17 protein-coding genes and 2 pseudogenes are annotated in these 22,150 nt (G+C 71.3%); 9 read left to right on the forward strand and 10 right to left on the reverse strand.

The window, feature by feature from the left end; genetic code table 11:
* Positions 1 to 257: 257 nt before the first annotated feature.
* From ABTX62_RS00325 to ABTX62_RS00350, 6 genes and pseudogenes are all read right to left on the reverse strand, one after another.
* Complete coding sequence (locus ABTX62_RS00325; RefSeq protein WP_352114095.1) at positions 258 to 1,715, reverse strand: SulP family inorganic anion transporter; 1,458 nt, start codon at positions 1,713 to 1,715, stop codon at positions 258 to 260.
* 89 nt (positions 1,716 to 1,804) lie between these two features.
* Positions 1,805 to 2,014: pseudogene (locus ABTX62_RS00330) on the reverse strand (carbonic anhydrase); the annotation flags it as partial.
* Between the two features lie 828 nt (positions 2,015 to 2,842).
* Positions 2,843 to 4,540, reverse strand: coding sequence for an amidohydrolase (locus ABTX62_RS00335; RefSeq protein WP_352114096.1), 1,698 nt, complete (start codon positions 4,538 to 4,540; stop codon positions 2,843 to 2,845).
* Between the two features lie 43 nt (positions 4,541 to 4,583).
* Positions 4,584 to 5,564: an ABC transporter permease gene (locus ABTX62_RS00340; RefSeq protein ID WP_352114097.1), complete on the reverse strand. Its 981-nt coding sequence runs from the start codon at positions 5,562 to 5,564 to the stop codon at positions 4,584 to 4,586.
* Entirely contained in the window at positions 5,561 to 7,156 is a 1,596-nt protein-coding gene (locus ABTX62_RS00345; RefSeq protein ID WP_352114098.1) for a sugar ABC transporter ATP-binding protein, read from the reverse strand. Before ABTX62_RS00345 ends, ABTX62_RS00340 begins: the two co-directional genes overlap by 4 nt.
* 9 nt (positions 7,157 to 7,165) lie before the next feature.
* Positions 7,166 to 8,206 carry a sugar ABC transporter substrate-binding protein gene (locus ABTX62_RS00350; RefSeq protein WP_352114099.1) on the reverse strand — a complete coding sequence of 347 codons (1,041 nt, stop codon included), beginning with the start codon at positions 8,204 to 8,206 and terminating at the stop codon, positions 7,166 to 7,168.
* Positions 8,207 to 8,430: 224 nt separating this feature from the next.
* On the opposite strand from ABTX62_RS00350, the gene ABTX62_RS00355 reads away from it, so the two are divergent.
* Positions 8,431 to 9,456 carry a helix-turn-helix transcriptional regulator gene (locus ABTX62_RS00355; protein ID WP_352114100.1) on the forward strand — a complete coding sequence of 342 codons (1,026 nt, stop codon included), beginning with the start codon at positions 8,431 to 8,433 and terminating at the stop codon, positions 9,454 to 9,456.
* Positions 9,457 to 10,157: 701 nt separating this feature from the next.
* On the opposite strand, the gene ABTX62_RS00360 is transcribed toward ABTX62_RS00355, so the two are convergent.
* From ABTX62_RS00360 to ABTX62_RS00375, 4 genes and pseudogenes are all read right to left on the reverse strand, one after another.
* Positions 10,158 to 10,526 (reverse strand): hypothetical protein, encoded by a 369-nt coding sequence (locus tag ABTX62_RS00360; protein ID WP_283968244.1) that lies wholly within the window; start codon positions 10,524 to 10,526, stop codon positions 10,158 to 10,160.
* 141 nt (positions 10,527 to 10,667) lie between these two features.
* Positions 10,668 to 10,976: pseudogene (locus tag ABTX62_RS00365) on the reverse strand (NF041680 family putative transposase); the annotation flags it as partial.
* Between the two features lie 48 nt (positions 10,977 to 11,024).
* On the reverse strand, positions 11,025 to 12,323 hold the full coding sequence (locus ABTX62_RS00370) for a cytochrome P450 (protein ID WP_352114101.1): 1,299 nt from the start codon (positions 12,321 to 12,323) through the stop codon (positions 11,025 to 11,027).
* 24 nt (positions 12,324 to 12,347) lie between these two features.
* Positions 12,348 to 13,685 (reverse strand): glutamine synthetase family protein, encoded by a 1,338-nt coding sequence (locus ABTX62_RS00375; protein WP_352114404.1) that lies wholly within the window; start codon positions 13,683 to 13,685, stop codon positions 12,348 to 12,350.
* Between the two features lie 394 nt (positions 13,686 to 14,079).
* Here ABTX62_RS00375 and ABTX62_RS00380 point away from each other — a divergent pair, with 394 nt between their 5' ends.
* The 8 genes from ABTX62_RS00380 to ABTX62_RS00415 all read left to right on the forward strand — a co-directional run bounded on the left by ABTX62_RS00380 (position 14,080) and on the right by ABTX62_RS00415 (position 22,119).
* A complete protein-coding gene (locus ABTX62_RS00380; protein WP_283968246.1) occupies positions 14,080 to 14,268 on the forward strand; it encodes a ferredoxin in 189 nt (62 codons plus the stop codon).
* Between the two features lies 1 nt (position 14,269).
* Positions 14,270 to 15,523 (forward strand): NAD(P)/FAD-dependent oxidoreductase, encoded by a 1,254-nt coding sequence (locus ABTX62_RS00385; protein WP_352114102.1) that lies wholly within the window; start codon positions 14,270 to 14,272, stop codon positions 15,521 to 15,523.
* Positions 15,520 to 16,332 carry an acetoacetate decarboxylase family protein gene (locus ABTX62_RS00390; RefSeq protein ID WP_352114103.1) on the forward strand — a complete coding sequence of 271 codons (813 nt, stop codon included), beginning with the start codon at positions 15,520 to 15,522 and terminating at the stop codon, positions 16,330 to 16,332. The genes ABTX62_RS00385 and ABTX62_RS00390 overlap by 4 nt, the downstream gene beginning before the upstream one ends.
* A gap of 126 nt (positions 16,333 to 16,458) precedes the next feature.
* On the forward strand, positions 16,459 to 17,919 hold the full coding sequence (locus ABTX62_RS00395; RefSeq protein WP_352114104.1) for an aldehyde dehydrogenase: 1,461 nt from the start codon (positions 16,459 to 16,461) through the stop codon (positions 17,917 to 17,919).
* Positions 17,912 to 18,832, forward strand: a complete 921-nt coding sequence (locus ABTX62_RS00400; RefSeq protein ID WP_352114105.1) for a 3,4-dihydroxyphenylacetate 2,3-dioxygenase — start codon at positions 17,912 to 17,914, stop codon at positions 18,830 to 18,832. The genes ABTX62_RS00395 and ABTX62_RS00400 overlap by 8 nt, the downstream gene beginning before the upstream one ends.
* Positions 18,825 to 19,670, forward strand: coding sequence for a fumarylacetoacetate hydrolase family protein (locus tag ABTX62_RS00405; protein ID WP_352114106.1), 846 nt, complete (start codon positions 18,825 to 18,827; stop codon positions 19,668 to 19,670). Before ABTX62_RS00400 ends, ABTX62_RS00405 begins: the two co-directional genes overlap by 8 nt.
* A 28-nt stretch (positions 19,671 to 19,698) precedes the next feature.
* Positions 19,699 to 20,343, forward strand: coding sequence for a TetR/AcrR family transcriptional regulator (locus ABTX62_RS00410; protein ID WP_352114107.1), 645 nt, complete (start codon positions 19,699 to 19,701; stop codon positions 20,341 to 20,343).
* 315 nt (positions 20,344 to 20,658) lie between these two features.
* Positions 20,659 to 22,119, forward strand: coding sequence for an APC family permease (locus ABTX62_RS00415; RefSeq protein WP_352114108.1), 1,461 nt, complete (start codon positions 20,659 to 20,661; stop codon positions 22,117 to 22,119).
* Positions 22,120 to 22,150 lie beyond the last annotated feature (31 nt).

The following is a 22,150-nucleotide window of genomic DNA, read 5'->3' on the forward strand; positions in this document are numbered from 1 at the left end:
AGGTGTCGGAGCCAGTGGACTTGACGACGAACAGCCGTCCCACGGCCTTCATCGGGGTGCCCCGCCACGGTTCGGCCTTCGGTCCGGTAGGGCCGAGGCCGGCCGACTCGCCGACGGCCTTGCTACGGGCCGGGATCCAGTGGGCGAGGGCACCCCGGCCGCCGGGCGGTACACGGGTGGTGTGCGCCGCCCGGCGGCTGCACGGTGCCTCGTGTCCGCCGCCGCGCAGGCCGTGGCATTCTCGGCAGACGTGGCCTTCACCGGCTGGTGAACTTCACCGGTTCCGTGCCGACCGCGCTGTGCCGCTCCGCCCAGGACTCCAGGGCCGTACGGCAGGCGTGGTCGAGGTGGTGCAGGCCCGACAGGTCCAGCTCGACCGGGCGGTCCTGCGGCAGGTTCTCCAGGCTGTCGAGCATCTTCGGCAGTTGCAGGAACGTGGCGTTGCCCGACACGTAGACCTGGATCGGTCCGGCGCCCTTGTCTATGACCTCCAGCTTGACGTGCGACGCCTCCCAGGCCGTCTTGACGATCGCCAGGGCCAGACCGATGAGCACGCCCTCGAACATGTTCACCGCGACGATCGACACGGCCGTGATCACGAGGATCAGTGCCTCGCCCTTGTGGTCCCGCCACAGCGCCGCGATCTGCCGGAACGGGATCAGCTTGCAGCCGGCGTGCATGAGGATGCCGGCCAGGGCGGGGATCGGGATCAGGGCCAGGGCCCAGGGGATCGCGGCGGCGAACAGCAGCAGCCACACGCCGTGCAGCACGCGGGACGCCTTGGTCTTCGCACCGGCGGCGACGTTGGCGGAGCTGCGCACGATCACCGCGGTCATCGGCAGCGCGCCGAGCAGACCGCACACGGTGTTGCCCGCGCCCTGGGCGATCATCTCCTTGTTGTACTCGGTGCGCGGACCGTCGTGGAGCCGGTCGACGGCCGCCGCGCTGAACAGGCTCTCCGCGGAGGCGATCAGCGCGAACGCGATGATGGTGCCCCAGACGGCCGGGGCGGCCAGCTCGCCGAGGGCCTCGGTCCCGGGCGGCTGGACGACGCCGAGCAGACCTTCGACCTGGACCGTGGCGACCGGGAGGTCGAGGGTGAGGGTGGCGACCGTGGCCAGCAGGACTGCCGCGAGGGCGCCGGGCACGGTCCGCACCACCTTGGGCATCCTCTTCCACAGCACGATGACGGCGATGGTGCCCGCGCCGATCGCGAGGGAGGTCAGTGCCTTTGTGTCGCCGAGTGCGTCGGCGGACGCCCCGGGCAGGCCCGCGATCTTGCCGATGCCGGACTCGGGGGCCTTCAGGCCCGCCGCCGCGTAGACCTGACCGGCGATGATCACCAGGCCGATACCGCAGAGCATGCCCTCGACGACGGAGACCGAGATCGCCCGGAACCAGCGGCCGATCTTCAAGAAGCCCATGGCGAGCTGGAACAGACCGGCGAACAGCACGATCACGCCGAGCGTGCCCACGCCGAACTCGCTGACGGCCTCGAAGACGATCACGGTCAGGCCGGCGGCGGGTCCGGAGACCTGCAGACTGCTGCCGGGCAGGAACCCGGTGACGAGGCCACCGACGATGCCGGTGACGAGGCCGAGTTCGGCCGGGACACCGGAGGCGACCGCCACGCCGACGCACAGCGGCACCGCGACCAGGAAGACGACGACGGACGCGAGGAAGTCCTGCCGCAGATAGGGAAACTTGGACAGCATGGTCACCAACTGCCTTGCGTCGACTCGAAGGTGACGGGCTCGATGCGATGTCCCCGCACGTTTCCGCTCGGGACCTCGCAGTGCCGGCGGGTGGGGATGACCGAGGCGAACGGCGGGACGGCGTTGCCCGCGGTCCGCGGTTCGAAGAGCTCGTCGGGCCGGGCGCCCGTGATCAGAGGGTGCAGGACGCGGGAGTCGGAACAGGTGATGAACGGCACCTGGAGGGGCTGGCCCTTGATGCGAGCGGACTCCTCAGGGCACTGTCCGGATAAGCGGGCGTTGTCGATGAGGGGTTGCATGGTGAGGACCTCCTGGCGCGCCGTGGGGTGCGCGTCGGACTTACCGGGCAGGGGTGTGGGGTTGTCTCTGCTCAGCAGCGGAACACCTGCGAAGCGGCCGGTGAGCGGGCGGACGTCCACCTCGACGTGCCGTGGTGCGCGAGGCGGGGCGTGGTCGGCTCGTAGGCGATCGAGGTGCTTGCCTTCATGGGCAACGGCTTTGGCCTTGACGTGACGGGCTGTGTACGCGGGTGCCAAGGGCGCCGTGGATTCGAAGAACGGAAGGACGAGCGGGACGGCTGCGAGAGCGAACCCACAGCCCGGGACCTCACACCTCGGAACATGCGCCCCCCTCAAGGCAGCCCAATACCCGTCGCGTGCACCAATGGCCGGTCAAAGATCCGTCAAGAAACACGTTATCTCGGCAAAGTCGCTTGCGGGGTTAACTGAGCCTTTGCAGGTCAAGAGAGCCTGAAAAGCGAACTGGAGTTGGCGCGAAGCTGTCATTGCCCCAGAAAAAGGGGCACCCGCAGGTCCTTCTACGCCGGCACCCGCCGGAATGGGTGGCCAGTTGTCATACGGCCTTCACACCCTGCCGTTGAGCAGTCATGTCGTGACGGGGCCCTCGTCCGGTGACGCACAGGGAGGGGCGATCGGATGTGACCGTCGCTGGGGCCGGGTTGTCGCCGCCCATGCCGGGGGGCTGCCGACCGGTGTGGCCCAGCGGGAGGAGCGGCTGTTTCGCGGTGCCGACGCGACCCTCGAAGGGTCCGTACACGAGCGGCGTGCCCGTGATGTCCTCCCCGTCCTGCCAGGTTCGCCAGGTGCTCACGCCCCTCGGCCGTGGCATCAGTGCTCGTGGACCACGCGGCCGTCGAAGACGGTGAGGTCCACCTGGACGTCGGTGATCTCGTGCGGGTCGAGATCCAGGAGGGAGCGGTTCAGGACGCACAGATCCGCGACCTTGCCCGGCTCGATCGTGCCCTTCCAGTCGTCGGCGAAGTCCTGCCAGGCCGGGGTGGCGGTGTAGGCGCGCAGGGCCTCGGCGAGCGTCACGCGCTGCTCGGGGCCGCTCGTCCGGCCGCTGGCCTTGGACTCGCGCAGCATCATCGCGGCGACGCCCTGCCGCCAGTCGGGCTCGGTGATCGGCGCGTCCGAGCTCGCGCACACACGGACCCCCGCCTCGACCGCGGACCGTACCGGCCACTGGTAGGCCGAGCGTTCCGGGCCGACGACCTCGTCCATCAGGTCGGAGACGGTCCACTTGATGGCGGGGTTCATGTTGACGCCGTAGCCCTGTTCGGCCAGCGCGGTCAGGCTGCCGGGGGTGATGAAGTCGCCGTGAATGACGTAGTGGCGGGCGTCGGGGCGGGGCGCCGCGGCGTTCGCGGCGACGAAGGCGTCCACCACCGTGTCGATGGCCCGGTCGCCGGTGACGTGCACGCCGAGCTGGAAACCGGCCTCGTGCGCGAGCCCGATCATCTCGCGCAGCTCCTCCACCTGGAGCGCGGGTGTGTCGCCGTGCACACACAAGGAGCCGTGGCCGCCCTCCGGGTACGGCTCGCGCATCCAGGCCGTGCGGTTCGGCGGCACCCCGTCCGCGAAGATCTTGACGCCGACGACGTTCAGCAGCCGGGGGTCCGCCGACGTGGGGCGGCGGAGTTCGGCCAGGCCCCTGCGTACGTCGTCGGCGGAGCCGCCCATGGGTGCCGGGAGCAGCAGGACGCTGACCCGGGCGTGGAGTTCGCCGGCCGCCGCGAGTTCGGCGTACGCGGTCCAGTTGTCGGTACTCAGGCCGCCGAAGAGGGTTCCGGTGCCGCCCGGGCCGAGGCCGGGTTCGGTGTAGCTGGTGATGCCGCGGGAGTGGAGTTCGCGGACCACTGACTGGATGGCCCGGCGGCGCTGGGCGATCGTCGGGGTGGGCAGGGCGGCCTGTACGAGCCGCTGGGCCGCCTCGCGCAGGATGCCGGTCGGCTCCCCGTCACAGTCGCGGTCGATGACACCGCCGGGTGGGGGCGTGCAGGCCGAGTCGACGCCGCACCGGCGCAGGGCCTCGCTGTTGGCCCACACCATGTGCGACGAGAAGTCCGTCAGGCACACCGGGTGGTGCGGAGCGACCGCGTCCAGGTCGCGGCGGTGCGGGAAACGGCGCGGGTCGGCCAGGCACTCCTGAAGATAGCCGGGGTCCCAGCCCAGGCCGACGATCCACTCACCGGGGCGGGCCGCCTGTACCGCCCGTCGCACGGCGGCGGCGATGCCGGCGATCGAGCCCACGGCGGGGTGGCCGACGTCGATGGCGAAGGGTGGCTTCGTCATGCCGTAGGCGGCCCCGTGCAGATGGGAGTCGTTGAGCCCGGGCAGGACGGTCCGGCCGCCGAGTTCGACGACCCGGGTGCCGGGTCCGGCCAGGGCGCGCATCTCGGCGTCGCCGCCCGTGGCGACGATGTCCCGGCCGCGTACGGCGACGCCTTCGGTGACGGTGAAGCCGCGGTCGACGGTGAGGACCTGGCCGCCGGTCAGGACGAGGGTGGGAGCGGTGCCGCTCACGGGGACCTCTTTCAACGGAGGGGAACGGAAGGATCGGGGGCGGTCAGCGCGCCGCGCGGGGCGCGAAGTACGCCAGTGCCGCGCCCGCCACCAGTGCGGTGCCCTGGGCCATCTGCTGCCAGAACGTGGGCACGTCCAGCAGTGTCAGGCCGTTCTGCAGGCAGCCCAGGAACAGCACGCCGAGCAGGACACCGAGGATCGAGCCGGAACCGCCGGTGAGCGCGACGCCGCCCACCAGTACGGCGGTGAGCACGGCCAGTTCGAATCCCGCGCCCGAGGTCCCGGCGACCACGCTGTCCAGCACCGAAGCCTTGATGGCCCCGGCCAGGGCTGCCGCGGCACCGGTCACCACGAACAGCAGGAAGGGGGTACGGCGGACGTCGACGCCCGAGAGGTGGGCGGCCTCCCGGTTGACGCCGATGGCGAAGACGTGCCGTCCGGCCGGGGTGAGCGCGAGGAACAGCGCGCCCGCCACCAGGACGAGCACGGCGATGACGACCGGTGCGGCGACGCCCGCGATCCGCGCCCCGCCCAGCCACGCGAAGCCGGTGCCGAACCCGCTCAGTGGCAACGGGAAGAACTGCTGCGCCAACCCCCGTACGGCGGTCAGCATGCCGAGCGTCACGATGAAGGCCGACAGGCCGAGGTGACAGCACAGGACGCCGTTCACCGCGCCCACCGCCGCTCCGGCGGCCAGCGCGCCCACGACGGCGACGACGGGCGACTGCCCCTGCCCGGCCAGCCAGCCCCCGACCAGCCCGCCGAGAGCGAGCGTGGAGCCGACCGACAGGTCGAGGTACCCGCTGATGACCAGCAGGGCCAGCGGTACGGCGACGATGGCCAGGGTGGCGGCGTCGGTGGCGATGCCGCGCAGGTTCGCCGGGTCGAGGAAGCTGCCCGTGGACAGCTGGAACACCAGCACCATGGCGGTGAGTACGGGGATCAGCGGCTGGCGCCGTATCGCGGTCAGTCCGCCCGTGGCGAGGACGCGGGGGCGGGTGAGGACGGAGTCGGCGGTGGTCATGCTGCTCCTTCGGCGGGCGCGGTGGTGGTGCCGGTGGTCCTGGTGGCGCCACCGTCGGCGTCGGCTCGCGCATCCGGACCCGCGGTACGGGTGTCGACGTCATGGACGGCCGACAGCAGGGCCTGTTCGGTGAGTTCGGTGCCGGAGAGTTCGCCGACCACGCGACCGGCGGCGATGATCAGGCAGCGGTCCGCGAGGGCGACGACCTCCTCGGGGTCGCTGGAGGCGAACAGCACGGCGGTGCCCCGGTCGGCGGCGAGCGAGGACACCACCTGGTAGATCTCCTCCCGGGCGCCGACGTCGACGCCCTGCGTCGGCTCGTCCAGCAGCAGGACGTCGACGTGCCGGGCCTCGTTGATCCATCGGCCGAGGACGAGTTTCTGCTGGTTGCCTCCGGAGAACGCGGCGGCGGGCAGCCGCGGCCCGGCAGGCCGCAGCCCCACCGCCTCGGCCAGCGCGGCGAAGACGCGGCGCTCGGCGCCCAGTGCCCGTATCCCGGACCGTGCGAGGGGACGGATGGAGGGCAGCAGCGCGTTGTCCTGCGCGCCGAGCACCGGGAACAGGCCCTGGCGACGCCGGTCGGCCGGCACGAGCGCGATCCCGGCGGCGAGCGCCTCGGCGGGACGCCTCGGTGCCACGGTCCGCTCACCGAGGCGGATCGTCCCGCCGTCCGCGCGGCGCCCGCCGTACAGGGTCTCCAGGATGCGCGTACGGCCGGAGCCCATGAGCCCGAACAGAGCGACGCGTTCGCCTTCCCCGACCGTGAGGCTCACCGGGCCGAAGCCGGGGCCACCCAGACCGTCGACGGTGAACCGGGGCGGGCCGGGTGCGCGTACGGACGCGCGTTTCTGCTTCCGGGCCTGGTGAGCGGGCCGGCCGGCGATCGCCTCGACGAGCTCGCGCCGCGTGTGTCCCGCCACCGCCGCATGGTGAGCGACCCGCCCGTCCCGCAGCACGGTCACCGCGTCCGCGAGCCGCTCGACCTCCGACAGCAGATGGGTGACGTACACGATGGCCAGCCCCTGCGTGCGCAGGTCCTCGACCCGCCCGGCGAGGGCGTCGCTCTCGGCCGCCGACAGGGCGGCGGTCGGCTCGTCCAGCACCAGGACGGACGCGCTGCGGCTGAGCGCCTTGGCGATCTCCACCAACTGCCGCTGGCCCATGGACAGATCACCCACCCGGTCGCGCGGGGAACAGGAAGCCGCGACCCGCTTCAGCAGCCCGGCGGCGACCTCCTCCTGGGCGCGCCGGTCGATGCGGCCGAACCGGGTCCACTCCTGGCCGAGGAAGACGTTCTCGGTCACCGTGAGCGCGTCGACCACGCTCAGCGTCTGGAAGATGACGGCCACGCCCGCGTCGATCGACTCGCGTGGGCTCAGCCGGGTGTACGACGTCCCACCGATCTCGATCGTGCCCGCGTCCGGCGGGAACGCCCCGCCCAGGCACTTGATGAGGGTGGACTTGCCGGCACCGTTGTGGCCGAGCAGGGCGTGCACCTGGCCCATCGGCACGGTCAGGTCCACGCCGTCCAGGGCGCGCACCCCGCCGAAGGACTTGCTCAGGCCGCGTATGCGCAGGTTCACCGGTGTCATGGCGGGCCCCTAGGCGTTCTGGGCGAGCAGGTCGTCGATCGTCGCGGTGTCGCCCGGGCCGACCAGGGCGATCGGCACCTGGACGCCGGGGTTCGCCTTGCCCGCGGCGACGGCGCGCGGCACGTCGACGACGGCGCTCGCGATGTCCTGCGGCGCGAGAGCGGCCGAGGCCCGGTAGAAGGTGCCCTGCTTGATGGCGAGGAGGGAGGGCACGGCGCCGTCCTGCCCGCCGACGAAGGTCCGGGCGTCGTCCTTCTTCCGGCCCGCCTGCTGGAGCGCCTTGAAACCGCCGTACGCGGCGGCGTCGGTGACGCCGAGGATGAGATTGAGGTCGGGGTGCTTGGCGAGGATCGCGTGGGACTTCGCGAGCCCGGTGTCGGGGTCGATGGCCTGTTCCCGGGCGACCACGTCCACGCCGGGCGCGAGCTCGGTGAAGGCGTCGATCATGCCCTTGGTGCGCTCGCGGCCCAGCTCGATGGTGTGGTCGGTGAGAAAGGCGACCTTGCCCTTCCCGCCGAGCGCGTCCTTCGCCCACGTGGCCGCCGCCTCGCCCAGCAGGGTGCCGCCCTCGCGGAAGCTGAACTGGATGTCGGCGCTCTGGTGCTCCAGCGAGCCTCCGTACGTCACCCAGATCAGCCCCGCGTCCAGCGCCTGCCGGGCGATCGGTTCGGCGGCCTCGAAGACCATGGGGAACGACACGATCGCGGGCACCTCGCGGGCGACCCAGGTGTTGAGGTTGGTGGCCTGGGTGTCGGCGCTGGCTCCGTCGTTCGTGGTGAGCAGCGAGATGCCGTGCTTCTTCGCGGCGGTCGTGGAGAGCTTGACCAGCGTGGTGTAGAGCGGGAGCTGGGTGAACGGGTAGTCCAGGCCGATCTTCGTCAGGCGGGCGCCCGTCGAGGCCGGGCCCGAGGGCTTGGCGGAGGTCGACGCGCGCTGCGGCGCCGAGCAGCCGGCGGCGGTGAGCGCGGTGGCGGCGACGGCGGCACCGGAGCAGGCGAGGAACTGTCTGCGCGAGGCGGAGCGGAAGGTGGCGGACCGGCGTGTGGTCATGGCGGGCTCTCCGTGGGGACGGGCCCGCTCACGGCGGGCGTCCGGCTGTGCCGAACAGGAAAGACCGCGGCATCCCGTTGCACCATCCGTACAAATACCGACTCGGCGAAGGGCACGGATGCCGCCGTCACAAAGTGGTGAACGCCTTGCCCGGTACGGCCCCCGCCCTTATCGTTGGGCCCCAAACGACCCAGTCGTCGTCCCGAGCCCTCCCGGAGGCTCGTATGCTCAGCCACCACCAGATCGCGGCCGCCACCCGCATCGGCATGCTCACCCGTGAACGCGACACCGCCTCCGCCTGCGCCGAGGCGCTGCGTGAGCTCGCCCGCGCCCTGCCCTTGGACGCGGCGACGCTGCTCGCCCTGGACCCACTGACCGGCACCCACGTCCAGGTGGCGGGTATCGGCTACACCACCGAGACCTCCCAGGCCCTGGCCGCCGAGTTCGTCACGACGCCGTGGTACCGCAACGTCGTACGGCGGGAGCTGCCGCCGTCCATCTCCGCGGACACCGAGGACCCGGAGGAGTTCGGGCCCCGTTTCCGCAACGGCTGGTTCTACGCCGAGCGGGTCCGCCCGGCGGGCTTCCGCGACGGCGTCACGGGAGCGCTGCGGCACCGCGACCGCCTCGTCGGCCTGATCCATCTGAACACGGAGAGCGCCGGCGCCTACGACACCGAGGCCCGCCACCTGCTCGCCTCCGTCATCCCGGCCCTCGCGGCCTTCGCCGACCCCGTGGCGCGCGCCGGTGAGCTGCATGCCCTGCCGGAGCGGGGCGCGGCGAGCCTCGTGACCGCCGGCTCAGTGATCGACCTGCCCGGTCGTGACCGCGCCCGGGTGCTGGGCGACGCGGAGTTCCAGGGCCTGCTCCGCGCCTTCGCCGGCACGGGCGGCCGCCGGTTGCGGCTGCTGTGGCCGGTCGGGGGAGCCTGGTACCGCGTCACCCTCCACCGGCACCGGCCGGGCCCGGGGATCACGCCGGACGCGGTGCTGACGCACGAGACGCCCACCGAACTGCCGTATGGACTGAGCCCCCGGGAGCTGGAGGTGCTCACCCGGGCGGCGACCGGACAGACCAACCAGGCCATCGCGCAGGCGCTGTTCCTCTCCCCGCGGACCGTGCACAGCCACATCGAGCACGTCCTCCGCAAGACCGGCGCCGCCTCCCGCGCCGAGGCCACGGCCCTCGCCGTCCGCGACGGCCTGCTGCGCCCGGGCCCGGACCACCTCGCGTTCTTCGTGGAACGGTGAGCCGCCGGAGCCCCGCGCGGCGTGGGGGCACGCGGCGTGGGAGCGCGCGGCGTGGGAGCGCGCGGCGTGGGAGCGCGCGGCGCAGGGGCCCGTGGCGCAGGGGCCCGTGGCGTGGGAGCGCGCGGCGTGGGAGCGCGCGGCGCAGGGGCCCGTGGCGTGGCGGCCCGTGGCGTGGGAGCGCGCGGCGCAGGGGCCCGTGGCGTGGGGGCACGCGGCGTGGGAGCGCGCGGCGTAGGGGCCCGTGGTGGTGCAGTTCTATGTCCTCCGTCACCGGAGGACGAAGAAAGACCACATCGACGTCCTGTTGTGCCAGCGCCGCCATGTGATCGCCGAAACTGAGGTTCACCAGATGCAGGATCATGTGCGGGTGGCGATCTCTCAGTGAATCGAGCACTGCTCGGGTGTGCGCCATTGACGCCTCAGCGCCGATGGCTCCCACGATGACCCGCCCGGAGATCTGTCGCTGCTGCGCATCGGCGCAGCCCAACGGCAGCAGTCGCCACGGCACCTCGCACCGGCGGAACGAGAAGTTCTGGCTCAGGCGGAGAAGATTCTCACGCGGGACTGCATGGGAAAGGAGGGTTTCTCCTTCTGGGGGCACTCCGGAACTCCCCGAACCTCCGGAGCGCTTGTTCCCGTACGTCATCGACGACAAGCAGTGGGCCGCGGCAGAGCGGGGTCGTGCCGCACCGGGCAACGCGTTACGGGTGGAGCACCACTGAGTTGACCGGTGTCAGGTCGACCTCGTTGGCGTAACCCTGATTGATCGTCCAGCAGTCGGTACCGTTGGAGTTCGCGCAGATGTCGACCTTCCACCCACCGGTCTGGTTGTTGTAGATCATGTGGGTGCCGTACTGGTCGTAGAGCCGGTGCACACCCTGGGACCAGTACACGTGCGACGGGACGTTGTTGTTGAAGCCCGCGTTCTGCGGATAGATGCAGAAGGCGCCGTCCGGGCAGCCGTTGGAACTGGCCGTCGTGGCGGCTTGGGCCTCGACGGTTCCGAGCATGAGGAGGGCCGCGGCAGCGGTGGCTGTCGCGGCGGCCTGGCGGAGCACCTTGGATGTCATCATCGTCACCTTCGCAGCAAGGGCGCAGGTCGGTTTCGTTGCGGGTCTTGGCGCAACTTCTCTGCAGCCGAAATCGAGCGCGAGCCTAGTGACGAGCGGCGTTCACCGGTCCTGACACATGTCTGGGTGCACGCTTGCCTCTCACTTTGTTCCTGATGGTCTGAGCCGGTTTCGTTCGATGATCCTCTCGGGCCGTTTCACGGTCTTGTCCACTTCCTGGCGGGTGGCAGGACGCCAGTTCTTCGCGCCAAGTGGCCTTCCAGGACCAGGAGTTGTTGGTTTCGGTGCACGCGCCGGACAGTGCAGGTGCGGGCGGAGGTTCCGAAACCCTCGGCGGACCCGGGCCGGGGTGAGCCGGCCGGGGGCGGGCTTCTCCTACGGCCGCCGCACGTCGGCAGCGGCCTCGTGCAGAAGGCGGATCCGGGTGTGGGCAGCGATGATCAGCCAGGTCGCGGTGGACGTGAGCGCCGGAGCAGGGACAGAGGTCGAAGAACAAGCTCAGGCGAGTGTGACCTCCACGGGGAGCTTCTTGATCCCGTTCACGAAGTTGGAGCGGACTCGGGGGACGTCGCCGGTGAGGCGGATGCCCGCGAGGCGGGGGATCAGTTCCTCGAACATGATGCGGATCTCGGTGCGGGCGAGCAGGTTGCCCAGGCACAGATGCGGGCTGCCCTTGCCGAAGGTGACGTGGTCGTTGTCCTGCCGGGTGACGTCGAAGTCGTAGGGGTTGCCGAAGACCTCCTCGTCACGGTTGCCGGAGGCGAACCACATGACGACCTTGTCACCTTCCCTGATCCGCTTGCCACCGAGTTCGACCTCGCGGGTCGCGGTACGGCGGAAGTGGTAGACCGGCGAGGCCCAGCGCAGGAACTCCTCGACCGCGGTGGGGATCAGGGAGGGGTCCTCCTGGAGCCTGGCGAGCTGCTCGGGGTGCTGGAGCAGGGCCAGCATGGAGTGGGTGATGGTGTGCCGCGTGGTCTCGTTGCCGGCCACGACCAGGAGCAGGAAGTAGTTGTCGAAGTCCTGCGCGGACAGCGGTACGCCATCACGCGGGGTGGTGTTGACGAGTGTGGAGACCAGGTCCGTGCCGTCTCCGCCGCGCCGCTGCCTCGCCAACTCCCGCCCGTACTCGAACACCTCCAGCGAGGCGGGGGAACGAAAGGGCAGGTCGCGGTACTGCTCGCTCTCCTCGCTGTGCAGCAGCACGTCCGCGTAGTCGGGGTCGGTGTTGCCGATGATGCGGTTGCCCCAGTCGATGAGCTGCTGGTTGTCCTCCGGCGGCACGTCGAGGAGGCGGGCGAGCACGTTGATGGGGAAGTCCGCGGAGACGTCGGCCACGAAGTCGAAGCTGCCCTTGGCGAGCGCGGTGTCCAGGGTCGTCGCCGTCAGTCCGCGCAGGAAGTCGGTGTAGCTGTTGATGACGCTCGCCCCGAACCGTCGCTGGATGAGGCTGCGCAGCGCGCGGTGGCGTACCCCGTCCAGCTCCAGGATGGAGGCGCGTTTCTTGATCTGGTCGTCGTCGACCTCTTCGAGATTGACGAACCTGGTGGAGGTGAAGGTCTCGGCGTCGCGGTCGACCCGGGCGATGTCCGCGTGCCGGGTCACGGCCCAGAAGCCGGAGTTGGGCGCCTCCTCCGGCTGCCAGTGGACGGGGTCCTCGTGGCGCAGGGTGTGGAACATCCGCCAGGGGGTGATGCCGTCGGTGAAGTGGTCCAGGTCGGTGAGGTCGACGTCGGCCAAGGGCAGCGGTTCGTTCACGGCGGCGGCGGTAGTGGCGGTGGGAAGGGTCTCGGTCATCGGTGGCTCCTCTGCGTCAGCACGTCACAGGTGGTAGGCGTACTCGGTGAACTCCCAGTCGGTGACGTGCCGTTGGAAGCGCTCGACCTCGTTCCGCTTGTAGGAGAGGAAGGACGTGGTGAAGTCCTTGCCGAGCACCTCGGCCAGGGCGGTGTCCGCCTCCAGCGCGTCGAGGGCGGCACTCAGGGTGGTGGGAAGGCGGGCGGACTTCGTGGCGTCGTAGCCGTATCCCTCCAGGGGGGCGGGGGGCTCGTCGCCGGCCAGGACGCCCAGCAGCGCGGCGGCGACGGTCGCGGCGATCGCCAGATAGGGGTTGGCGCCGGCGTCACCCAGGCGCAGTTCCAGGCGGGTGCCGGAGCCGCGCTCGGGCGGGATACGGACCATGGCGCTGCGGTTGTCCAGGCCCCAGTCGATCAGCCAGGGCGCGAGGGTGTCGGGTCCGAAGCGCTTGTACGAGTTGACGGTGGGGTTGAGCAGTGCGGCGAGGGCCGGCGCGTGGGCCAGGACGCCGGCCACCGCGTGGCGGGCGGTGGCGGACAGGCCGTAGGCGCCCGCGGGGTCGTCGAAGGTGTTGCGCCCCTCGGTGCCCTCTGCTCCCTCTGCGCCCCCGCAGGACAGGTGGAGGTGGAAGCCGGAGCCGCCCGCGTCGTTGAAGGGCTTGGCCATGAAGGTGGCGAGCCTGCCCTCCTTGCGGGCCAGTTCCTTGATCGCCGCTTTGAAGCGGAAGGCGCGGTCGGCGGCCGACATCGCCTCCGAGTGCGTGAGGTTGATCTCGAACTGCCCGCCGTCGAACTCGTGGTTGCCGCTGATCACGCCGAGGTTCAGGTCCCGCACCTGGCGCAGCACACGCAGCAGGTGGTTGTCGGGGTCGGCGCGCAGGCCGGCTGTGTAGACGACGCCCGAGTCCCGCGCGTAGCGGCGCCAGCCGCCGACGGGGCCGGGTTCGGGGTCGCAGAGGTAGTACTCCAGCTCGGGACCGACGACGGGGCGCAGTCCGTGGTCGGAGCACCGGGCGAGAACCGCGCGCAGCAGGTCGCGCGGCGATTCGGGGGCGGGCGCACCGGTCGCCGGGTCGACGACGTCCCCCAGACAGGCGGCGACGCCGGGCTCCCACGGCAGCGTCACCAGGGTGTCGAGATCGGGTCGTACGGAGATGTCGGGCAGCCCCGCGTCCAGGCCGCCGCCGACCGGTACGACATCGCCCTGGGGGCTGGTGTGGTAGACGGCACGGCAGAAGGCGAGCCCGTGTTCACTGGCCCGGGGCAGCTCGTCGAGCAGTACGTCGCGCGCCCGCTCGGTGCCGATGAGGTCGGGATAGACCACCCGGACGACGTCGATGCCGTCGGCGGCGAGCCGGTCCATGTGCCGGCGGACCTGCCGGCGGACTTCCGAGATGTCTTGATCGCTCACCGTTGTCTCCTCGGGCGGACGTGGGGCGCCTTGGGCGGGCCGGGGGTCCGGGGCGCGAAACCCGGGATCCGGGGTCGAAGGCGGGTGGGCGGCGGAAAGGCGGGCCGGGCCCGGCGGTGACCGGGCACCCAGGCGCTTCATTTGATGCCAAACGGTATGGACGGGTGACCCCTGCCGCAAGAGGGCGGGGGCAAGAATTTATCCACCTGGATAGGTATTGACCAGGGGGTGGCGGCTTCCTATCTTGTTTGAAGCCAAACGAGTAAGGGGTTCGGTACTCCGCTCCCCTTTGGCCGGGGCCCGGTCCGACAGCGGTCGGGCCCCTTCACCTTCAGGAGGACCGGCCATGAAGGTCGTCGTCGACATGACCAAGTGCCAGGACCACGGCCAGTGCGTCTTCGCCGCCCCCGACGTCTTCCGGATGGACGACGACGGACACCTGGCGTACGTCCCCGACCCGGACGACGCGCTGCGCGACGAGGTCGAGGAAGCCGCTGACGTCTGCCCACTGCAGGCCATCCGGATCGAGGACTGACATGGGCGCCGGACGTGTCGTCGTCACAGGCGCCTCGATGGGCGGACTGCGCGCCGCCGAGCAACTGCGTGCCGCCGGCTGGGCGGGTGCCGTCACAGTCGTCGGGGCCGAGCCGCACATGCCGTACAACCGCCCGCCCCTGTCCAAGGAGGTACTGGCCGGGAAGGCACCGTTCGAGTCGCTGGCCTTCACCCCGAAGGCGTCGACGGCCGATGTGGAGTGGCGGCTCGGCACGAAGGCCGTCGCCGCCCGCCTGTCCGAGCGGATCATCGAACTGGACGACGGCGAGACGCTCTCCTACGACGGTCTGGTCGTCGCCACCGGCATGCGGCCGAGGCGGCTGCGCTGCCCGGGCCCGACCGCCGGCCGCCACACGGTCCGTACCCTCGCCGACGCCCAGGCCCTGCGGGACGCGCTGACCCGGCCGGGTGCGCGGGTGGTCGTGGTCGGGGCGGGCTTCATCGGGTGCGAGGTCGCGGCCAGCGCGGTCGGGCTCGGCGTCACCGAGGTGACCGTCGTCGACCCGCTGCCCCTGCCCATGCTGGAACCCCTCGGTGAGCTGCTGGCCCGCGCGCTGCTCAAGCGGCACGGGAAGCGCGGGGTGCGGTTCGCGCTCGGTGCGCCGGTCGCCGGTTTCGAGGGCACCGACGGTGGCCGGGGGAGGGTCACCGGCGTCGTCCTCGGCGACGGGACGGTCCTTCCGGCCGACGTGGTCGTGGAATGCGTGGGATCGGTCGCCAACACCGAGTGGCTGGAGGGCAACGGCCTCGATCTGTCCGACGGGGTGCTGACGGACGAACAGCTGCGCGTCGGCGGACTGCCGCACGTCGTCGCGGTCGGCGACGTCGCCCGCTTCCCCAACGCCCGCTACGACGGCGTACCCCGACGCGTGGAGCACTGGTCCATCCCCACCGACACCGCCAGGCACGCGGCCCGGAGCCTGGCCTCCCACCTGCACGGCACGGACGGCGGCCTCGCCCCCTTCGCGCCACTGCCCACCTTCTGGAGCGACCAGCACGACTTCCGGCTGCAGTCCTTCGGCGCGCCCGTGCTCGGTGCCGATGACGTGCGGGTCCTGGACGGCGACCCGGAGGGTGATCCGGAGGGTGACCTCCTCGTCGGATACCACCGCGACGACCGGCTTGTCGGTGTCGTCGCGCTCGGCGGCCAGGCCGCCGCCATGGCCGCCGCCCGCTACCGCGCTCAGTTGCTGCAACAGCCCGCTCTCACGGCCCGAGCCCAAGGAACGTCATGACCAGTGTCCGTGGTTTCTTCCACCCCAAGACGGCGAGTGGCACCTCGTCGCTGATCCCCTCGCCACCGTGGCGCTACTCCGGCGATCTGCTGACGATCGAGTACCGGACCGATCCGGCGCGGGTGCGTGAACTGCTGCCCGAACCCCTGGAACCGGCCGACGAGGACCCCGGCGCGGTCGCGCTGATCTGGGCCGACTGGCAGTCCTGCTCGGCCTCGGGTGAGGAACTGCTCGACCCGGTGCTCTCCCAGTACAAGGAGGCGTTCGCAGTCGTCCGCTGCCAGTACCGGGGCCGCACGTACTCACGCTGTGTCCACATCTGGGTCGACAAGGACTTCGCGATCGCCCGCGGACTGCACCAGGGCTACCCGAAGAAGCTCGGCTCGATCCACCAGACGCGCCCGCATCCGTACGGGCCCGCTCCGCGGACAGCGGCGGGGGCGCGTTTCGGCGCGACTCTCGCCGCCGCGGACCGCCGACTGGCCCAGGCCGTGGTCACCCTGCGGGAGCCGTCCGAGACGAACGGCTTCGTGAACGGGCACCCGATGGCCCACCACCGCTGGCTGCCGTCGATCGAGAACGGCAAGGGACTGGCACTGGACGAGCTGGTCGAGTCCGGTGCGGCGTCCTTCGAGGGCGGGCAGGCGTGGGTCGGTGATGCCGAGCTGGAGCTGTTCGAGGCGCCTACCGAGGAGCTGGCCCGGCTGGAGATCCGGGAACCCATCGCCGCGTACTACCGCCAAGTCGGCGTGGTGTGGGACGGCGGGCGGTTGCTGGAGTCCGGGACGTCGGGAGCGTCTGCCTCGTAAGCCGGTGGTCGTCTGCGGGTTGTCCGCGGCTGGTCGCGCCCCCATCGCGGCGAAGCCGCACGTTCGTACAGCCCCGCGCCCCTGTGGGGCGTGCCCCTGCCCCCTCGTACCCAAGGAGCCCTTCTCATGACTGACAAGATCACCGTCGCCGGAGTCACCGTCGACACCCGGCACTGGATCGGCGGCGAACGCGTCGCCTCCGCCGAGACGTTCGCCGACGTCTCACCGATCGACGGACGCGTCCTCGGAGAGATCGCCCGCGGTGGCGCGCCGGAGGCAGAGGCCGCCGTGGCCGCCGCCCGCGACGCCTTTCCCGCATGGGCGGCCACCCCGCGCGCCGAGCGCGCTCGCATCCTGCACGCCATCGCCGACGGCGTCGAGCAGCGCCTCGAAGAGCTCGCGATCGTCGAGACACACGACAACGGCGCCCTGCTCCGCTCGCACCGCCGGGGCGTGATGCCGCGCGTGGCGCACAACTTCCGCTTCTTCGCCGGCTGGTTGTCGGCACTGGAGCACGAGGACTTCGACACGCGCGGGCACACGAATCACGTCAGCTGGGACCCGGCGGGTCCCTGCGTCCTGATCACCCCGTGGAACGCCCCGCTGATGCTGGCCACCTGGAAGGTGGCACCCGCGCTGGCCGCCGGGAACACGGTGATCCTCAAGCCCGCCGAATGGTCCCCGCTGACCGCCTCACTACTGGCGGACATCGCGGCCGAGGCGGGGCTCCCGGCCGGTGTGCTCAACGTCGTCCAGGGGTACGGCGCCGAAGTCGGCGACGCCCTCACCTCGCATCCGGACGTACGCCGGATCAGCTTCACCGGCTCGGTACCCACGGCCCGGCGGATCGCGGCGTCGGCCGCCGCCAATCTCACCCCGCTCAGCCTCGAACTCGGAGGCAAGTCACCGCTGTTGGTGTTCTCCGATGCGGACCTGGACCTCGCCGTGGACCTCGCGGTGGAGCAGTACGACAACGCCGGGCAGGTCTGTCTGGCCGCGACCCGCATCCTCGTCGAGGAGACGGTCGCCGAGGAGTTCACCCGCCGCTTCGTCGACAAGGCCCGGACGCTCAGGCAGGGCGACCCGCGCGACGAGGCCACCGACCTCGGCCCCAACATCCACCCCCGCCAACTGGAGAAGATCGACGGCTTCGTGCAACGGGCGCTCGCGGCCGGTGCGCGCGCGGTCATCGGCGGGCACCGCAAGGACGGGCTCTTCTACGAGCCGACCCTGCTCACCGACGTCGCCCAGGATGCCGAGATCGTCCAGGAGGAGGTCTTCGGGCCGGTCCTGACCCTCCAGACCTTCACCGACGAGGAGGAAGCCGTCCGGCTGGCCAACGACACCCGCTTCGGACTCGCCGCCACCCTCGCCACCGGCGACCACGCCCGCGCCGCACGCGTCAGCGCGCGGCTCGTCGCGGGCACGGTCTGGGTCAACTGCTTCTTCGTCCGCGACCTCCAGGCACCCTTCGGCGGCTCCCGCCAGTCCGGCGTCGGCCGCGAGGGCGGCACCTGGAGCTTCGACTTCTACTGCGACCTCAAGAACACCGTGACCGCTCCGAAGGGATGGCTGGACCATGGGTGACATCGTCGGGGCGGGCCTGCTCGCCCACGTCCCCACCATCGTGCTCCCGGAGGCCGACCGGCTGGAACTGAACGAGGGCAGGGAGATCACTCTCGTCACCGGTCTCCGGCAGCTCCGCAGGGACGTCTTCGAGTCCGGCGACTACGACACCGTGGTGGTCCTGGACTCGCACTGGGCCACCACCGTCGAGTTCGTCGTCACGGCCCAGCAGAGGCGGGCGGGCCTGTTCACCTCCGAGGAGCTGCCGCGCGGCATGTGCCGGATGCCGTACGACTTCCCCGGCGACTCCGAACTCGCCCACAACATCGAGAAGTTCGCCGACCGGCACGGCACCTGGATCACCGCGATCGACGACGACTACCTGCCCATCTACTACGCCACCATCAACCTCTGGAAGTTCCTCGGCGAGGGCCTGCCCGACAAGCGGTGGGTGACCATCGGCGTGTGCCAGACCGGCGACATGGAGGACCATCTGCGCCTGGGCCGCGCCCTCGCGGACGGCATCGCGGCCACCCCCGGCCGACGCGTCCTCCTCATCGCCTCCGGGGCCCTCTCGCACACCTTCTGGCCGCTGCGCGAACTGCGCGACCACGAGGCCAGCGACCCGTCCCACATCTTCACCCCCGAAGCCCGCGAAGCCGACTACGAGCGCATCGCGTGGTTCAAGCAGGGCCGCCACGACCGGGTCCTCGACACCATGCCGGAGTTCTCGAAGTACAAGCCCGAGGCGAAGTTCTCCCACTACCTGATGATGGCCGGCGCCCTCGGTGAGCGAGCCTGCACCGCCCCGGCACGCCAGTACGGCGCATACGAGAACTCCATCGGCACCGGCCAGGTCCACCTCTGGTTCGACCGCCCGGCCAAGGGCTGGACCGCCCCCCTCATCCCCGCACAGGAGCCCACCCGTGCCTGAGTACCGCCGCATCCTCCTCGACGGGGCCGCCCTTCAGGTCACCGTCGAAGGAGACGAACTCGTCGCCGGGGACGGCCGCCGCGTCAAGACCGACGAGGCTCGGCACCTGCCGCCGGTCGTCCCCTCCAAGGTCATCGCCGTCCATCTCAACCACCGCAGCCGAGTCGACGAGTTCGGTATCGAACTCCCCGGCACCCCGACCTACTTCCACAAGCCGACCTCGGCGCTGAACTCCCATCGGGGCGCGGTCGTCCGCCCCGACGGCTGCAAGTGGCTCAACTACGAGGGCGAGGTCGCCATCGTCATCGGCCGGACGGCACGCAACATCTCCCCGGCCGAGGCGGGCGAGTACATCGCCGGCTACACCGTCGCCAACGACTACGGCCTGCACGACTTCCGCGACACCGACGCCGGTTCCATGCTCCGCGTGAAGGGCTCCGACACCCTCTGTCCGCTCGGCCCCGGCCTGGTCACCGACTGGGACTTCCACGGCAAGCGGCTGCACACGTACGTCAACGGCGAGGTCGTGCAGGACGGTTCGACCGACGAGATGACGTGGGACATGCACTACCTCGTCGCCGACATCGCCCGCACCATCACCCTCCACCCCGGTGACGTGCTCCTGTCCGGCACCCCCGCCAACTCGCGCCCGGTCCAGCCCGGCGACGTGGTCGAGGTGGAGGTCGAGGGTCTCGGCCGCCTCACCAACCACATCGTCACCGGCCCGACCGCCATCCGCACCGACGTGGGCGCGCAGCCCACCGAGTCGGAGGAGGTCCTGTCCACCGCGCTCGGCGGCGACTGGGAGTTCCGTGGCATCCGGCCCCCGCGCCGCTGAGACGGGCGGCGCGGGTAGGGTCGCGTGCATGACCGAGCCCGCTGAGCCCGCTGCCCGGCGCCGCCCGCGCAAGCGCGTGAACTACGGGACCGGCCGCGAGGCCCTGCTGAGCGCCGCCGTGCGGGTGGTGGCGCGTGGTGGTCTGCGCAAGCTCACCTACCGGGCGGTCGCGGAGGAGGCCGGCGTCACCCACGGGCTCGTCGTGCACCATTTCGGCTCCCGCGACGCCCTGATCGAGGAAGCCCTCACCCACGCCATCCGCTCCTCCCTGAGCAGCAGCGCGCTGGAGCCCGGCACGGGCGAGGCCGCCGACTTCTCGACCGGGCTGACCCAGATGGTGGAGTCCGGCCCGGACGCCCAGGCGTTCCAGTACGAGCTGCTCCTGGAGTCCCGGCGCAGGCCGGAGCTGCTGCCGCATCTGCGTGCGCTGTACGACGAGTACTTCGACGCCACCCGGCGCGAGCTGTCCCAGATGCTGCCCGGGCCGGTGGACCAGGGGCTCTCCCGGATGGTGTTCGCCACCCTGGAGGGGCTCGTACTCCACCAGCTCGTGTTCGGTGAGCGCGAGGTCATCGAGGACGCGCTGGACGAGCTGCGCTCGGTGCTGTGCCTGCTCGCGGAGCGGCGGGCCGACGACTCCGCGGACGGCGACGGCACGCCCTCCGACGGCTGACGACTGACGGCGCTTCCTCCGACGGCTGACGCCGACGGCTGACGACGACGGCTGACGACGACGGCACGTCCTCCGACGGCTGACGGCGACCGAGCCGTGCCCGCGGACGGCCGGGCCGCCCTCCCCCGCTCGGCACCTGCCCTGAGCACACCCTCGCCCGGCCCGAGCACCCCCTCGATCACCGGCGCGTGAGTAATCCGCGGCCGGACCGGAATCTCTCCACGCACCCCCTTGCCAAACGGATAGTTCCACTCCACGATGAGGCAACTCGTTTGGCCTGAAACGACCCTCCCCCTCCCCTGGCAGGTGATCCGAGTGGACAGTCAGACGGTCTCCAGAGAGCAGACCGCGCGGGACACATCCACCGCAGGCAAGCTCAAGCCCAACGCGCTCGGCGTGCTGGGCATCCTCTTCTTCGTCCTCTCCGCCCAGGCGCCGCTCACCGGCGTCGCCGGAGCGGTCCCGATCGCCGTCGCGCTGGGCAACGGGCCCGGCGCGCCCGCCGCCTACGCGGTGGCGGGCGCGGTGATCCTGCTGTTCTCGGTCGGTTTCGTCGCCATGGGCCGCCATGTCGTGGACGCCGGCGCCTTCTACATGTACATCGGCAAAGGGCTGGGCCGGACCACCAGTGTCGGCAGCGCGGGTGTCGCGCTCTTCGCGTACTGCACCATCCAGGCCGCCATGTACGGGCTGTACGGGTCCATCGTGAGCGGTCTGGTCGCCGCCCACACGGGGCTCGACCTGCCGTGGTGGGCCTGGGCGCTGGCCACGATGGTGATCGTGCAGGCGCTCGGCGCGGCCGGCGTCGAGATGGGCGCCAAGGTGCTCGCAATCTTCGTCCTGGCGGAGTTCAGCATCCTGCTGGCCTTCGGCCTGGTCACGCTGTTCAAGGGAGGCGGGCCCGAAGGGCTCGGCCTGGCCGACAGCTTCTCGTCGAGCGCCGCCCTGCAGGGCGCTCCGGGCGTGGCCGTGATGTTCGCCGTGGCGTCCATGTTCGGGTTCGAGGCCACCGCGATCTACGGCGAGGAGGCGCGCGAGCCGCGCAGGACCGTCCCGCGGGCCACGTACCTGGCGGTCGCCGTCGTCACGGGCTTCTTCGCCCTGACGTCCTGGATGCTGGTGTCCTCGTACGGCGCCGGCGAGGCCGCCGGGGCCGCGGGCAAGGCGCTGGAGAGCGGGGACTCGACCGGCTTCGTCTTCGCGCCGATCGCGGCGGAGTTCGGCGGCTGGGTCAACGACGTACTGCCGGTCCTGCTCGCCACCTCCCTCTTCGCCGGCGTCCTCGCCTTCCACAACTCCGCCAACCGCTACCTGTTCTCGCTCGGCCGCGACCGGCTGCTGCCCCGTCGGCTCTGCACGCTCAACCGCCGCCACGCACCCTGGACCGCCGGCTGTGCGCAGACGGTCGTCGCCGTGACCCTCGTCGCCCCCTTCGCCCTGGCCGGCAAGGACCCCGTACTGACCCTCTTCTCCTGGTTCAGCGGCGTCGCCGTCCTGGCGATGATGCTCCTGTACCTGCTGACCTCGGTGTCCGTGGTCGTCTTCTTCCGCCGTGAGCGCCTGGACACCCGCCTCTGGAACACGCTGATCGCCCCGGTCCTGGGCGCCCTCGGCCTCGTGGGCGCGATCTGGCTGATCCTGGACAACTTCACCACGCTCATCGGAGGTGAGCGCGGCACGGCCGTGTGGCTCGCGGCCTCGGTCCCGGTGGTCATGGCACTGGGCGTCGTGGCCGCACGGGTGACGCGCCGGGCCGGGACCGCCGTCGACGGCTGACCGTGCGAGCGCCTCCAGCGCAGGCCCGGCG

The organism is Streptomyces sp. NPDC096046 (assembly GCF_040303285.1).
In the GTDB taxonomy this organism is placed as follows: domain Bacteria; phylum Actinomycetota; class Actinomycetes; order Streptomycetales; family Streptomycetaceae; genus Streptomyces.